The sequence below is a fragment of the Nonomuraea sp. NPDC049400 genome (genome assembly GCF_044466425.1).
Lineage (GTDB): Bacteria > Actinomycetota > Actinomycetes > Streptosporangiales > Streptosporangiaceae > Nonomuraea.
Map to the genome: position 1 here is coordinate 198,465 of NZ_JBITMP010000005.1, position 13,541 is coordinate 212,005.

13 protein-coding genes are annotated in these 13,541 nt (G+C 68.1%); 9 read left to right on the forward strand and 4 right to left on the reverse strand.

Annotated features, from left to right (window positions below):
- Window positions 1-164 precede the first annotated feature (164 nt).
- Genes ACIBVN_RS09015 through ACIBVN_RS09025 form a run of 3 tightly spaced genes read left to right on the forward strand, consistent with a single transcriptional unit; the run spans window position 165 to window position 3,198 of the window.
- The gene (locus ACIBVN_RS09015) at window positions 165-407 is read left to right on the forward strand and encodes a hypothetical protein (RefSeq protein WP_397134261.1); all 243 of its coding nucleotides are present in this window, start codon (window positions 165-167) and stop codon (window positions 405-407) included.
- The gene (locus ACIBVN_RS09020; protein WP_397134263.1) at window positions 404-2,611 is read left to right on the forward strand and encodes a hypothetical protein; all 2,208 of its coding nucleotides are present in this window, start codon (window positions 404-406) and stop codon (window positions 2,609-2,611) included. The genes ACIBVN_RS09015 and ACIBVN_RS09020 overlap by 4 nt, the downstream gene beginning before the upstream one ends.
- Window positions 2,608-3,198 carry a hypothetical protein gene (locus ACIBVN_RS09025; RefSeq protein ID WP_397134265.1) on the forward strand — a complete coding sequence of 197 codons (591 nt, stop codon included), beginning with the start codon at window positions 2,608-2,610 and terminating at the stop codon, window positions 3,196-3,198. Before ACIBVN_RS09020 ends, ACIBVN_RS09025 begins: the two co-directional genes overlap by 4 nt.
- A 284-nt stretch (window positions 3,199-3,482) precedes the next feature.
- Here the strand turns inward: ACIBVN_RS09025 and ACIBVN_RS09030 are convergent, their stop codons facing one another.
- The 3 genes from ACIBVN_RS09030 to ddaH form a co-directional block, all read right to left on the reverse strand.
- Window positions 3,483-3,929 (reverse strand): hypothetical protein, encoded by a 447-nt coding sequence (locus ACIBVN_RS09030; protein ID WP_397134267.1) that lies wholly within the window; start codon window positions 3,927-3,929, stop codon window positions 3,483-3,485.
- 453 nt (window positions 3,930-4,382) lie between these two features.
- Window positions 4,383-6,092, reverse strand: a complete 1,710-nt coding sequence (gene leuA / locus ACIBVN_RS09035; protein ID WP_397134269.1) for a 2-isopropylmalate synthase — start codon at window positions 6,090-6,092, stop codon at window positions 4,383-4,385.
- Between the two features lie 207 nt (window positions 6,093-6,299).
- A complete protein-coding gene (ddaH, locus tag ACIBVN_RS09040) occupies window positions 6,300-7,046 on the reverse strand; it encodes a dimethylargininase (protein WP_397134271.1) in 747 nt (248 codons plus the stop codon).
- Between the two features lie 101 nt (window positions 7,047-7,147).
- On the opposite strand from ddaH, the gene ACIBVN_RS09045 reads away from it, so the two are divergent.
- From ACIBVN_RS09045 to ACIBVN_RS09065, 5 genes are all read left to right on the forward strand, one after another.
- Window positions 7,148-7,393: a DUF2630 family protein gene (locus tag ACIBVN_RS09045; protein WP_397134273.1), complete on the forward strand. Its 246-nt coding sequence runs from the start codon at window positions 7,148-7,150 to the stop codon at window positions 7,391-7,393.
- A gap of 42 nt (window positions 7,394-7,435) precedes the next feature.
- Window positions 7,436-8,410, forward strand: coding sequence for a GNAT family N-acetyltransferase (locus tag ACIBVN_RS09050; protein WP_397134275.1), 975 nt, complete (start codon window positions 7,436-7,438; stop codon window positions 8,408-8,410).
- 166 nt (window positions 8,411-8,576) lie between these two features.
- Entirely contained in the window at window positions 8,577-9,890 is a 1,314-nt protein-coding gene (locus tag ACIBVN_RS09055) for an MFS transporter (RefSeq protein ID WP_397134277.1), read from the forward strand.
- A 9-nt stretch (window positions 9,891-9,899) separates the two neighbouring features.
- Window positions 9,900-10,565: a response regulator transcription factor gene (locus ACIBVN_RS09060; RefSeq protein WP_397134279.1), complete on the forward strand. Its 666-nt coding sequence runs from the start codon at window positions 9,900-9,902 to the stop codon at window positions 10,563-10,565.
- Entirely contained in the window at window positions 10,562-11,890 is a 1,329-nt protein-coding gene (locus ACIBVN_RS09065) for an ATP-binding protein (protein WP_397134281.1), read from the forward strand. The genes ACIBVN_RS09060 and ACIBVN_RS09065 overlap by 4 nt, the downstream gene beginning before the upstream one ends.
- Here ACIBVN_RS09065 and ACIBVN_RS09070 read toward each other — a convergent pair.
- Window positions 11,881-12,786, reverse strand: a complete 906-nt coding sequence (locus ACIBVN_RS09070; protein WP_397134283.1) for a TAXI family TRAP transporter solute-binding subunit — start codon at window positions 12,784-12,786, stop codon at window positions 11,881-11,883. The two genes, ACIBVN_RS09065 and ACIBVN_RS09070, sit on opposite strands and share 10 nt — an antisense overlap.
- A gap of 80 nt (window positions 12,787-12,866) precedes the next feature.
- Here ACIBVN_RS09070 and ACIBVN_RS09075 point away from each other — a divergent pair, with 80 nt between their 5' ends.
- Window positions 12,867-13,538 (forward strand): Mut7-C RNAse domain-containing protein, encoded by a 672-nt coding sequence (locus ACIBVN_RS09075; protein WP_397134623.1) that lies wholly within the window; start codon window positions 12,867-12,869, stop codon window positions 13,536-13,538.
- The last annotated feature ends 3 nt before the right edge of the window (window positions 13,539-13,541 follow it).

The following is a 13,541-nucleotide window of genomic DNA, read 5'->3' on the forward strand; positions in this document are numbered from 1 at the left end:
CCCCCGAAGCCGCGCTGCACCCAGGCAAAGCGCCCATTCTCCAACAAAGCCCGAATACGCTGCATCTTCCCAGCGAGTTTAAGTTTGTTTTGTTGACGTGATATTGATTACCGTGTGAAAGCCGTGGGGCCTCCGCCTCATGATCTGGGTTCTGGGAGATCAACTTGGCTGACATCGATCGCAAGGCGATGCAAGCCGTGGCGGAGCGGATCCAGCGGCTGTCCGACGAGCACTGGTGGGCGCTCGATCCGTCCTGCCGCTTGATGGAGGGCGACGCGTGGGTGGGGCCGGCAAGCGCCCGATTCGACGCCCAGGTCCACGCTGACCAGCGGGAGCTGCGCGACACGCTCACACAGGCCGTCCACAGCGCGATTCAGAAGCTGGCCTCGCTTCAGGACACGCCATGACGGGGTTCACCGGGGTCAGGCAGCCCGAATTCGACACGATGACTAGTAAGCACACCGAGGCCGCCGAACGACTGGAGGCACTGGCGCGGATCCTCCACAGCGAGCTGCAGATCGCCGGACTCGACACGTCTCCGGCAGCACGGCTGCGGCAGTTGGCCGGGCGGGTCACCGCGCAGGCCGAGGACCTGCGGCGGCGGCAGAAACTGGTCCACGAGCTGCAGCGGCAGAGGGTCACTTTCGGCAGGAGTACGCCCGCCGGGAGCTTCCTCGATATGCCTGACAGTCCGGAGGCCGCCAAGGGGCTGCTGGACGGGACGCTGGCAGGTCGCGCCGCGCTGAACGCCGCAGACGCAGACGCCAAGGCGCTGGCCGAACTGGAGAAGTACGCATCTCGGACCGGGAACGCGGAGTTCGTCAAGGCGTTCCTCGGCGTGCTGGGCGCCCGGGGCGTGACGCGCCTGCCCGGCTCGCTCGCCGCGCAGCTGCGCGACGCCAGGACCCGCGGGGACTCCGACCGCATGGCCCAGCTCGCCGGCCAAGGCCAAAAGGCCTTGCGCATGCTGAGCACGGCACTGGCCAAGGGAACCGATCCCAAGGATCCCGCGTACGTGGGCGCCGACTTCCTCAAGGACCTCGTGCGGGAGGGCCGCGCCGAGCAGAAGGCCGGCGACACGAAGTACTCGGGTTACCAGGCACAGGCGCTCATCTGGCGCGTCCACGACGGGAAGCCGCCATTCTCGAGAGAATTCATGGAGATCGTCGGGCGCGACGTGATCGTCTACGAGTACGAGCAGCGCAACGACGAATGGGCGGCGAGCAAGGACCTGCTCGGCCGCGCCTTCGCGGGCGCCCAGGTCCCCATCTTCGACCTGGCCGGCGCGTTCGGCCTCGGCGCCCTGCTCAGACCGGGAACGTACGCGGGCAGCCCGGGCGCGAACGGCACATCGTCGGTGGTGGACGACCTGTTCCACGCGGCAGGGTCCAGCCGCGAGGCGTCACACGCCCTGCTGGACCACACTCCGGCCGGGTGGAAGGAGCCCGTCCTTGACTATCTGCTCACGACCCGGTGGGACGCTTCCCGCTATCGGGGCGACTATGCGCCGTTCAACGACATGCTGGCGACCGCGACGACCGGCCAGGACGCGACCAGCCGGAAGCTTGCCGCCGAGCTGACCAAGATCCTCGCCGACGAGGTACGCGGCACCTTCGGCAAAGCCGACAGCGGCAACCTGGAGATCAGGGACAGAGAGGCATTCGATCGTTACGCGCCTCTGAGCTATTCCCTGGCCCGCGCGATCGCGGCCAATATCGACCAACTCTCCCAGCTGCTCCTGAACCACGCGACCTTTGGCAGGGTCGCAGCCGCGGACATGTCGTATGCGCTGGCGCTCGCCACCTCCAACGACACCGGGTTCGAGGCGCTGGTGAGAGCACAGACCGAACACATGCGAGCGGCGCTAGAGACCGTGCCTCCGGTCGGTCTCGACGCTTCCAACGCCGAACGGCTTGGATTCACAATGGCCGACGTCAAGGAATTCGACTTCGATGGGGATGGACGGGTCGACAAGGCCGACATCATGCAGTTCCTGACGGACCGGACGGTGGCGGAGGCACGCCCCTTCAGCCACATCGCGGAGATCCGCCGGCAAGTGCTTATCGCTCAAGGGCTGGATGACAAGAAGGCGGACGAGGCGCTGAAGACCATGGTGGGCGACGCAATCGGGCTGCTCCCGGTGCCGGGAGCCAAGCAGGTGAGCCAGCTCGCCAAGGGAGTGTTCGGCGAACTGATCGGCAACGGGTACGACAAGCTCTCCGGAGCCGCGTATGACCAGATCGCCAACCAGGTCTCGCAGCTGATGTCCGGACACGGGCGGAGTTTGGACGAGACGCACCGGACACTCGCGGACAATCGGCTGGCGGTGGAGCGGCTGGCAGAGCAGCTGCTGGCCACAGCCATGTTGAACAAGGGCCTGCTTGACGGGGTCAATATAAAGAATCAGATATTCGCGACGGGCATCCCTCCGACGATCAAGCCCTTCACTGATATGGGACCGCAGGACTACAGCGAGTTCCTCGAATGGATTCGCAAGAAGGGCGGAAGCGATGATCTTCTCGATCGCTTCAGCAGCACCTTGCGCAGGACAAGCGAGGTGGACGACTACCTCGGCCTCCAGATAGCCTCCACTTCCGGAGGGCGGGGATGAAGCATTCTCCGCTGACTGTCACTCTGATTGCTCTCGCGTTGCTCAGCACAGCGTGCACTCCGGAAAGCGACACCGCCTCCGCACCGCCCCCAACCCCCCAGCAGGTCGCGGATTCCACGCCCTATATCTGCAAATTCGTTCCGGAACAAGCATTTCGATTGATAAGTAGTACAAAGGGGCTGTTCGTCGAGAAAACACGTGGCAATGAGAGTAGCGGTCAATGCTGGGCTCCTGATACGACGCCTCGGCCACTGGAGGTCGGCTGGCTACAAGTGGGCGATGGGACGAGCCAGGAGCATCTGGACTTTCTAATGGACGGCAGACGTGACCTCTACACACGACACGGCGGAGTCAGGCTTCCTGCCGACCTCGGTGACGGCATGGCTGCCCAGGTAACGAACAGTCCATTGGACGACCAACCGTACCGAGTGAGCGCGAAGTTTAAGTGCGGCGGCAAAGAGCGACTGATCGACATCTTCCTGGCGAAAGTCGCCAAGGGTCGGGATGCGATGAAGGACCTGATAGCGCTCATGCGCATCGCCCAAAAACGCTACAGCGAGGTCTACGACTGCACTCGCGACGAGTAGGAACCCGAGCCCGCAGAAACACGAGCTCGGTGCAATTGACCGCAGAGATAATTGCCTTGATCGTGGCTGCCGTGGTGTTGCCATCGACGCCCACCTCCCACAGCATCTGCCGGTTGACCTCGCACTCCAAGTAGGAGGCAGCCTGGCGTCCGCACTGCGCTCATCGTCCGCTCCACGTAGTCGAAGAGCCCACCTTTGATGCCGGCGTCGTGATGGTGTCAATGAAGGTCGAGACGTGCCAAGATCAGGCCGTTGCCCGTGCCCCTCGATCTCACCTGTCTTGCCTACAGCGGCGCAGGCCAAAATTGCGCCTTCAGCAGAGTGAAGCTGATGAGGTCCGGCGTGAACTCTTCGTAACCCAGGGACTTGCGAAGGATTTTGACCTGCCAGACGTTGTCCCGTTGGCCGAGATCGAACTCGGCGCCATGGAACGCGTCACCGGAACGGCCACTTATAGAGAACACCCGTCCCGAGGCCAGGTGTACGCTTCCAGACCAGCTTCTGTCCCACGAGTCGAACGGAGGGGGCGGTCCATCCCAGAACTCGTATTTGATCATACATCTTTCGCTTTGCGCCTCGTCGATTGCGATTCCGTTGTCGCCGGTGCCGACCCACCCGCTCGCATCGGTGCTGATTTTGTAGAGATCCCACTCGGCCTCGACGTCTGCAATGCCGATCAAATATTTCGAGATCTCGCGCCCATCAAGGAGTGCGGCGATAATACTTGCCACGGTTTCCCGACTTTCCTATGTCGCCAGTGCAAGGAATAAGATCTGTCCGGGATTCGGTTGTTCTATTACCGCGCGTGCGGCGCGCGTGTACGTGCCGTCGATACTGGATGCTTTCAGTCCGCCAAACCGGAAATTGATACGAACAGAACTGCTCGCAGCCAGTTCCGGCCTGGGACTTAGGCCAATTCTTGCATACGATGCCCGCGGCCGTACGATTTTCCTCGTCGATCGGCTCGCATCCGCGACGCTCCAGCGGGCTTTGTCGGTGCCGCTTGGGAGCTACTTCGGCCGGTTAGTCCGAATACGGCTTACCTGGAGTGAGCAAGCACGAGAGGGCCCTTGTTTGGCGTACGTATTTGCGAATTGGCGCAGAAACGCCCTCGGCATCAATAAATCGACCGCGCCCCCTCCTGATCCGGAGGGGGCGCGGTCGAGTCAATCAGTTACGTGGCCTTATGCGCGGGAAGCGCGGTTGACCGCCGAAATGATGGCCTTGAGTGAGGCCGTCGTGGTGTTGGCGTCGACGCCGACGCCCCACAGCACCTGCCCGTCGACCTCACACTCCAGATAAGAGGCCGCCTTGGCGTCGGTGCCCGCGCTCATCGCGTGCTCCACGTAGTCGAGGACGCGCACCCGGATGCCGACCCCCGCGATGGCGTCGATGAAGGCCGAGATCGGGCCGTTGCCCGTGCCCGCGATCTCGCGGATCTCCCCGTCCAGTCGTACGTCGGCGCTGATGCGGTCCTTGTCGTCCACCGTGGACTCGTGGCGGTGGGCCATGAGGCTGAGGCGGCCCCAGCGGTTGGCGGGGTTGGGGAGGTATTCGTCGCGGAAGATCTCGTACATCGCGGCCGGGCTGATCTCGCCGCCCTCGCTGTCGGTGCGGGCCTGCACCACCTTGGAGAACTCGATCTGCAGCCGCCGCGGCAGGTCGAGCTGGTGGTCGGCCTTCATGATGTACGCGACGCCGCCCTTGCCCGACTGGCTGTTGACGCGGATGACCGCCTCGTACGTGCGGCCGATGTCCTTGGGGTCGATCGGGAGGTACGGCACCGCCCAGGTGAACTCGTCCACCGGCACGCCCGCCGCGGCCGCGTCGCGCTCGAGGTGCTCGAAGCCCTTCTTGATGGCGTCCTGGTGGGAGCCGGAGAAGGCGGTGTAGACCAGCTCGCCGCCCCACGGGTGGCGCGGGTGCACGGGCAGCTGGTTGCAGTATTCGGTGATGCGACGGATCTCGTCGATGTCACTGAAGTCGATCTCGGGGTCGATGCCCTGGGAGAACAGGTTCATGCCCAGGGTGACCAGGCAGACGTTGCCGGTGCGCTCGCCGTTGCCGAACAGGCAGCCCTCGATGCGGTCGGCGCCCGCCATGTAGCCCAGCTCGGCGGCGGCCACGGCGCTGCCGCGGTCGTTGTGCGGGTGGAGGGACAGGACGATCGAGTCGCGGCGCTTGAGGTGGCGGTGCATCCACTCGATCTGGTCGGCGTAGACGTTGGGGGTGGCCATCTCGACCGTGGCGGGCAGGTTGATGATGACCTTGCGGTCGGGGGTGGGCTGCCACACGTCGTTGACCGCGTCGCACACCTCGACGGCGTATTCGAGCTCGGTGCCGGTGAACGACTCGGGAGAGTACTGGAAGTAGACGTCGACGTCGGTCGCGTCGGCGAGCTTCTTGACCAGCTTGGCGCCCTCGACGGCGATGGCGGTGATGCCGTCCTTGTCCTGGCCGAACACGACGCGGCGCTGGAGGGTGGAGGTCGAGTTGTACAGGTGGACGATGGCCTGCTTGGCGCCCTCGATGGCCTCGAAGGTGCGCTCGATCAGCTCCGGCCTGGCCTGGGTCAGCACCTGGATGACCACGTCGCCGGGGATGCGGTCCTCTTCGATGATCTGCCGGATGAAGTCGAAGTCGGTCTGCGAGGCTGCCGGGAAGCCGACCTCGATCTCCTTGTAGCCCATGCGTACGAGCAGCTCGAACATCTGGAGCTTGCGATGGGAGTCCATCGGGTCGATCAGGGCCTGGTTGCCGTCGCGCAGGTCGACCGCGCACCAGCGGGGCGCCTTGGTGATGACCTGGTCGGGCCACGTGCGGTCGGTCAGGCGTACGGGCTGATAAGGCTGATAGCGATGGATCGGCATGGGGCTGGGCCGCTGAGCGGTCATGTCTGCTGGCTCCTCGTCGGTCGGATGAAAGCGGCCGACGCGCATGACTGGCCCCGCGGCGAGGGAGCCGGCCTAGAGGCCCCCGCCGCGGCAGCTAAGAAGCAGCCCACGCAGCATGCCATGCACGCTACCAGACATCTCGGGATGCGCCGTCCCTGGTCTCAAATCCTGAGAAGGCTGAGACGCATGAGGAGCCGCCGAACGCCTTCAGTCGGTGATCAGGATGCTGAGGCAGGTCACGCACCCCTCCAGGCGCTCAAACTCCGAAATATCCACCCTCGTCACAGTAAGTCCGCGCTTCTCGAGCATCGCGGCCGTCTTGGGCGCCGAGGCGGCCAGCAGGACGCGGTCGCCGCCCAGCAGCACCACGTGCGCCCCGGCCTCCTCCGGCGGCACCAGCAGCCCCGGCAGGTCCACATGGCGAGGGTCACCGATGAGCGTCCCGTCGGGCAGGGCGGTCACCGCCGACTTCAGGTGCAGCACGCCGTCCAGGTCCACGGGCACGATCTGGCGCTCCGGCAGCAGGCCCGCGAGCTGGGCGATGCCGTCGTCGCTGGTGCGCGCCGACCTTCCGACGTACACGGTGCGCCCGACCTGCAGCACGTCACCCCCGTCGAGCGTGCCGGGCGCCGCGACCCTGACCGCCTTGAGCCCCAGCTCGCGCACGGCCGCCGCCACGGACTCCACCTCGGGCCGCCGTTCCGGCGCCCCTGGCCTGGTCAGCACGGCCAGCCGCCCCGACACCACCGCGGCGTCCTCCACGAACGGCGCGTCGGGCAGTTCGTCGGCCTCCGGTACGTACGTGACCCGCCAACCGGCGGCGCCCAGCGCGGCCACGTAGGCGTTGTGCTGATGGAGCGCCCGCCCGGGATCCACCGGCTCGCGCTCGATGTGGGTCACGATGCCCTCGGCGATCCGGGGGCCGGGCTTCCTAACCAGCGCAATACCAGGCATAGGGCGTGTTTTATCACGCGTCGTCTTGCATTCAGCCGGGGGACACCTGCGTTCCCGCCCCGGCCGTGAAGCGGGACGCAGCCGGTGACTAGAGTTCAGACATGCGGGACGACGAGATTCTCACCAGGATCAGTGCTCTGGTCACCGAGGAGCACGAGCTACGCGACAAGCTCGGCAAGGGCGAGGTGACCACGGACGAGGAGCAGGAGCGCATCAAGCAGCTGGAGTTCGCGCTCGACCAGTGCTGGGACCTGCTCAGGCAGCGCCGGGCCAGGCGCAGCGCCGGTGAGGATCCCGACCACGCCGCCGCCCGCCCGGCCAACGAGGTGGAGAACTACCGCCAGTAAATTCGCTCGCCCCGCCGTTCCCCGGTGCGATTTGCTGGACGCATGCGGATCCAGTCCATTGCTCTCGACCGGCCGGGAAACCTGGTCACAGGCCTGCACGACGCGTACCTGGCGGGCTACACCGACGATCCGGGCCCGACGATCTCGCTCGCCCGCTTCCGCCACGAGGTCGCCACGCACACGCCGGGCGAACGGGCCGAGCTGTGGGCGGTCGTCGAGGACGGAAAGGTCGTCGGCGGCTACGGATTGTCGCTGCCCCAGCTCGACAACACCCATATGGGGTGGCTCTTCCCCCTCGTGGTGCGCCCCGAGCGGCGCGGCCGGGGGCTCGGCGCGGCACTGTTCGAGCACGCGCTGGACCGGTTGCGTGCCCAGGGCAGGACCCTGCTCCTCACGGAGACGCCCACCACCGGCGTGGGCGCCCGCTTCGCGCTCGCCCATGGCATGACGGTCTCCCTCGTGGAGGCCCGCCGCACGCTCGATCTCCGCAAGGCCGACTGGGCCGCGCTGGAACGCATGCTCCCCCGCGTCGAGGGCTACCACCTCGAACGCTGGACAGGACCGGCCGCACCCGAGCTGATCCCCGACCTCGCGGCCCTGATGAACGGCATGAACGACGCCCCGCGCGACGCGGACGTCGAGGACGTGGACTTCAACCTCGACCGCATCCGCCACCGCGAGGAGAGCATCCCGCTCCGTGGCCTGAGCTCCTACACGATGATCGCCCGCCGCGACTCCGACGGGGCTCCCGCCGGTTACACGCGCATCTACCTCGAGGCCGACCGCTCCACCGGCTGGGGCAACCAGGCGGACACGACGGTGCTGACCGAGCACCGGGGCCACTGCCTGGGCCTGCTGCTCAAGCTCGCCAACCTGCTCTGGCTGCGCGAGCACGAGCCCCACCTGGAGCGGATCATCACCTGGAACGCCACCTCCAACGCCCACATGCTGGCCATCAACGAGGCCATGGGCTTCGAGCTCTTCGACGAGTGGAACGAGTGGCGGCTGGCACTATAGGGCGCTGTAGGGCTCTACAAAGCGCTGTAGGCCCCTGCGGGGCGGCTATACGCCGAAGGTTGCGCGCATGTTAAGCGGACGTTAGATCTGGGCCTACAGCCCTTGTCCGAACATCCTCCTGCGGAGAGGCTCTGGCCTGCACCTACTCCCCCCAGGAGGTTCCACCATGAGCAAGGCACGCGTGCCCTGGAAAGCAGTGATCGGCGGATCGGTCGGCAATCTGGTCGAGTGGTATGACTGGTTCGTCTACTCCAGCTTCGCCATTTATTTCGCCGCGTCCTTCTTCCCTGAGGGCAATGACACGGCGAAGTTGCTCAACACGGCGGCCATTTTCGCCGTCGGTTTCTTCATGCGCCCGCTCGGCGGCTGGCTGCTCGGCCGGTACGCCGACAGGAAGGGCCGCAAGGCGGCACTCACGCTCACCGTGACGCTCATGTCGGCCAGCGCCCTGCTGATCGCCATCGCGCCGACGTACGAGGCTGTCGGCTACTTCGGCGCCGTGGTGCTGGTGGTGGCCCGCCTCCTGCAGGGTATTTCGGTCGGCGGCGAGTACGCGGCCAGCGCCACGTACCTCACCGAGGCCACCCCGCGCGGCCGCCGCGGCTTCGCCTCGAGCTTCCAGTACGTCTCCATGACCGCCGGCCAGCTCGTCGGCCTCGGCCTGCAGATCATCCTGCAGAACACGATGTCCAAGGAGGCCCTCAGCTCCTACGGCTGGCGCATCCCGTTCGTGATCGGCGCCTTGGCCGCCGCGGTCGTGTTCTACCTGCGCCGCAACCTCCTGGAGACCGAGGCGTACGACGAGGAGGAGCGCGACGTCCAGCCGAACAGCCGCGGCACGATCAAGGCGCTGCTCACCCACAAGAAGGAAGCGCTGCTGGTCATCGCCCTGACGATGGGTGGCACGGTCGCGTACTACACCTACACGACGTACCTCACCAAGTACCTCAGCATCACCGCCGGTCTGCCCAAGGAGACGGCCACGCTGGTGAGCTTCTGCGCGTTGTTCATCTTCATGTGCCTGCAGCCGCTGGCCGGGGCGCTGTCGGACCGGATCGGGCGCAGGCCGCTGCTGATCACGTTCGGCATCGGGTCGACGCTGGGCACGGTGCCGCTGATGACGGCGCTCGGCGGGGTCCAGGGGTTCGGCGGCGGGCTCGTGCTCTCGTTGTGCGGCCTGATCATCATCACCGGCTACACCTCGATCAACGCCGTGGTGAAGGCCGAGCTCTTCCCGACGAACGTGCGTGCCCTCGGCGTCGCGCTCCCCTACGCCATCGCGAACGCCATGTTCGGCGGCACCGCCGAGTACGTGGCGCTGTGGTTCAAGGACAACAAGATCGAGTCCGGCTTCTTCTGGTACGTCGCCGGCTGCGCCGCGGTGTCGCTCATCGTCTACCTCACCATGCGTGAGACCAGGGACGCCGCCCTCACCCGTGCCGAGCAGGCGACGGAGGATTCGGTCCCGGCGCGCGTCTAACCTGGCCGTATGCGAGTTCTCTTAGTTGAGGACGACGATCGGCTCGCGTCCGCGCTCACCACTGCCCTCGCCCGGCACGGCCACCAGGTCATCCGGGCGGGCCTGGCCGTCGACGCCCTCCGCCTGGCGGGGGGCGTCGACTTCGTGCTGCTCGACCTGGGCCTGCCCGACATGGACGGGCTCGACGTGCTGCGCCGCCTGCGCCGGGTGTCGGCGGTGCCGCTAATCGTGGTCACGGCCCGTATGGAGGAGCGCGAGGTGCTGCGCGGGCTGCGCTCGGGCGCTGACGACTACCTGGTCAAGCCGTTCCGCACCATCGAGCTGATGGCCCGCATGGAGGCAGTGGTGCGCCGCGGCACCCGGCCGCGGCCGGCCCGCGACGACGTGGTGAGCGTCGGCGACGTCCGCATCGATCTGGAGTCCAGGCAGGTCACGGTGGCCGGGGAGCCGGTGACGCTGACCAGGCGTGAGTTCGACGTGCTGGCGATGCTGGCGCGCGAGCCCGGCGTGGTGCGCGGCAGGGAGGAGATCCTCGACGAGGTCTGGGGCGACCCGCTGCTGTCGGCGTCCCGGTCGCTGGACGTGCACGTGGCCAACCTGCGCTCGAAGACCGGCCGCCCCGGCCTGGTGGAGACGCTGCGCGGCACCGGCTACCGGCTGGGCTCGACGGCGTGAACTCCCGCCTGGTGGTCACGTTCACCACGCTGATCGTCTTCCTCATCGCGGGGCTGGCCGTGCCGCTCGGCTTCGCCTACGCCTCCCACCGCACGAACCGCCTCCTCCTCGACCGCCGCGCCGACGCCACCCGCTTCGCCGAGCTGGCCGACCAGGCGGCCAGGGAGGACGACCGTGCCGGGCTGATCGCCGAGATCAACCGCTATGCCGAGCTGTACGGCGCCGCGATACGCGTACGCGACCGCGACGGCTCGATCCTCGCCACCGCGGGCCGGTTCGACGCCGACGACCGGGACGCGACCCGGCTCGCGCTGTCCGGCCGCACCACCGAGGACCTGCCCACGATCAGCCCGTTCGGCCCGGCCACGGTGCTGCTCGCCGAGCCCGCGGGACGGGACGCCCAGCTGTCCGGAGTGGTGCTGCTCGAGGCCCCCACCGGCCGGGCCAGGCTGGACGTGTCGCTGGTGTGGGGCGCGCTGGCGCTCGGCGCGCTGGTGGCCCTGGCGTACTCCGCCCTGGCGGCCAGGCAGCTGGCCCGCTGGATCCTGCGGCCCGTCACCGAGCTCGACCGCACCACGCAGGCCATCGCGCACGGCAGGCTCGACGCCCGCGCGCACCCCGGCGCCGGGCCCTCCGAGCTGCGGCGGCTGGAGGAGCGCTTCAACGCGATGGCCGACGCGGTCTCCAGCGCGATGGAGCGGCAGCGGGCGTTCGTGGCGGACGCCTCCCACGAGCTGCGCACCCCGCTCACCGTGCTCGGGCTGCGGCTGGAGAACCTCGAGCCGCATCTGAAGGGCGAGGGCGCGGCCGAGTTCGAAGAGGCGATGGCGGAGCTGGACCGGCTGGCGCTGCTGGTCGAGGACCTGCTGGCGCTGGCCAGGGTGGAGGCGGGCGCGGTGGTCGAGGGCAAGGAGATCCCGCTCGCGCCGCGGCTGGGGACCTGGCGGGAAGTGTACGCGGCCAAGGGCGTGCGGCTCGTGGCCGACATCTCCGAAACGGAGGTCGTTCCTGAGGCCGCGGCCAGGATCGCGGACATCGCGCTCGACAACGCCCAGAAGTTCGTGCCCGAGGGCGGCACGGTCACGGTCACCCTGGACGACGGCGTGCTGCGGGTGGCCGACGACGGGCCGGGGCTGAGCGAGGAGGAGCGCGCCGAGGCGCTGGGACGGTTCTGGCGGTCCGGGGCGCACGCGAACGTGCCGGGCAGCGGCCTGGGCCTGGCCATCGCCGCCGAGCTGGCCAAGACGTGCGGGGCGACGCTGGCGCTGCTGCCCGCCGTGCCGCGCGGCCTGGTCGTGGAGCTGCGCCTGAAGGCTCAGCCGTAGGCGTACCGGTAGTAGCGGGCGGCGCCCGGGTGGAGCGGGACGACGCCGGTGCCGATGGCGTAGCGCATGTCCAGCCGCCCGCCCGGCGCCGACGGAGCCTGCAGGCGGTCGCGGGCACTGAAGAGGGTCTCTGTGATCATGTACGCCAGATCGTCCGGCAGCGTGGTCCGGCACATCAGGTAGCTGGGGGTGCCGACGGTCGGCACCGGCTTCCCGCTGCCGTACACACCGGGGGGCACCAGGGCGTGCTCGTAGAGCGGGCCGAACCGGCGGCGCAGCACCGGCACCAGCGGATCGAGCGGCACGAGCTCGATGTCCTCGAACGAGACCAGGACAGGTGTGGGCACCCCGCCGGACCAGAAGAACGCCTCGATCTCGCCGTCGCGCAGCGCGTTGACCGACTCGTCGAGGCCCAGCCTGCTGATCTCGGCGGGCTCGGCCAGCTCGGCCACGGCCAGCACCCGGGTGGCGGTCACCGCCGTGCCCGAGCCCTCCAGCCCGATGGAGACCGTCCGTCCCGCCAGGTCCTTGAGCCCCGCGATGCCGGAGCCCCGGCGCACCACCAGGTGGACGTAGTTCATGTACACCCTGGCCAGCGCGGACACCGGCTGGTGACGCACCCTGACGGCGTCGTCGGCGCTGTCGGCCAGTGCGAACGCCACGTCGGCCCGCCCGTCGGTCATCATCGTCAGGTTCTGCACACTGGCCGCGGTCTTCATCACCCGCACCGAGAGCCCGTCATGCCGCAGCTCCCCCGCCAGCCCGTCGCCGAGCTGCTCGTAGATCCCGCCGGTCACGCCGGTCGCCAGCCGCAGCTCGGGCCACGTGCCGCCGGAGGCCGAGCATCCGGCGGCCAGCGCGGCGAGCCCGAGGAAGGCGCGGCGGGATATCGACATGAACTCACGTTATCTGGTCCACCAGAATAGACTCTGTGAGCGAACTGGACGCACGCCTACGCATCGCCTCGGACCTGACGATGTTCCTGCCGGTGAGCCGGCGGCAGGAGTGGCAGAAGGTGACGCCGGATGGCACCTCCACGCTGGGCCACCACGTCGAGTCGCTCGGCATCCCGCTGACCGAGGTGGGGCCGATGCTCGTGGACGGCCACGGAGTGCCGCCCTCGTACCAGCTCGTGCCCGGTGACGTGGTGGAGGTGCACCCGATCCCCCGCCCGCAGCCGCTGCCGGACGAGCCGCGTTTCCTGCTCGACGTGCACCTGGGCACGCTGGCGCGGCGGCTGCGGCTGCTCGGCATCGACGCGGCCTACCACAACGACATGGACGACCCGGCGCTGGTGGTGCAGGCCAACGAGGAGCGCCGGGTGCTGCTCACGCAGGACCGTGGCCTGCTGCGCCGCCGCGCGCTGTGGCTGGGCGCGTACGTGCGCGGCTCCCGCCCCGCCGACCAGCTCCGCGACCTGCTCGAGCGCTTCACCCCGCCGCTGCGCCCGTGGACGCGGTGCACGGCGTGCAACGGCGAGCTGGAGCCGGTCGCCAAGCAGGAGGTGGCGCCGCTGCTGGAGGCGGGCACGGAGCGCAACTACGACGCGTACGGGCGGTGCGGCGAGTGCGGCCAGGTCTACTGGCGCGGCGCGCACAGCGACCACCTGGAGGAGATCGTCAGGTCGGCGCGCGCCTGGTCGGCCTGAAGG

What these genes read in the sequence shown, in the direction of transcription:
- ACIBVN_RS09025 (WP_397134265.1), top strand. Translation starts at nt 2,608, where the DNA reads ATGAAGCATTCTCCGCTGACTGTCACTCTGATTGCTCTCGCGTTGCTC.
- ACIBVN_RS09045 (WP_397134273.1), top strand. Translation starts at nt 7,148, where the DNA reads ATGCGGGACGACGAGATTCTCACCAGGATCAGTGCTCTGGTCACCGAG.
- leuA (WP_397134269.1), bottom strand. Translation starts at nt 6,092, where the DNA reads ATGACCGCTCAGCGGCCCAGCCCCATGCCGATCCATCGCTATCAGCCT.
- ACIBVN_RS09055 (WP_397134277.1), top strand. Translation starts at nt 8,577, where the DNA reads ATGAGCAAGGCACGCGTGCCCTGGAAAGCAGTGATCGGCGGATCGGTC.
- ACIBVN_RS09020 (WP_397134263.1), top strand. Translation starts at nt 404, where the DNA reads ATGACGGGGTTCACCGGGGTCAGGCAGCCCGAATTCGACACGATGACT.
- ACIBVN_RS09060 (WP_397134279.1), top strand. Translation starts at nt 9,900, where the DNA reads ATGCGAGTTCTCTTAGTTGAGGACGACGATCGGCTCGCGTCCGCGCTC.
- ACIBVN_RS09050 (WP_397134275.1), top strand. Translation starts at nt 7,436, where the DNA reads ATGCGGATCCAGTCCATTGCTCTCGACCGGCCGGGAAACCTGGTCACA.
- ACIBVN_RS09075 (WP_397134623.1), top strand. Translation starts at nt 12,867, where the DNA reads ATGTTCCTGCCGGTGAGCCGGCGGCAGGAGTGGCAGAAGGTGACGCCG.
- ACIBVN_RS09070 (WP_397134283.1), bottom strand. Translation starts at nt 12,786, where the DNA reads ATGTCGATATCCCGCCGCGCCTTCCTCGGGCTCGCCGCGCTGGCCGCC.
- ddaH (WP_397134271.1), bottom strand. Translation starts at nt 7,046, where the DNA reads ATGCCTGGTATTGCGCTGGTTAGGAAGCCCGGCCCCCGGATCGCCGAG.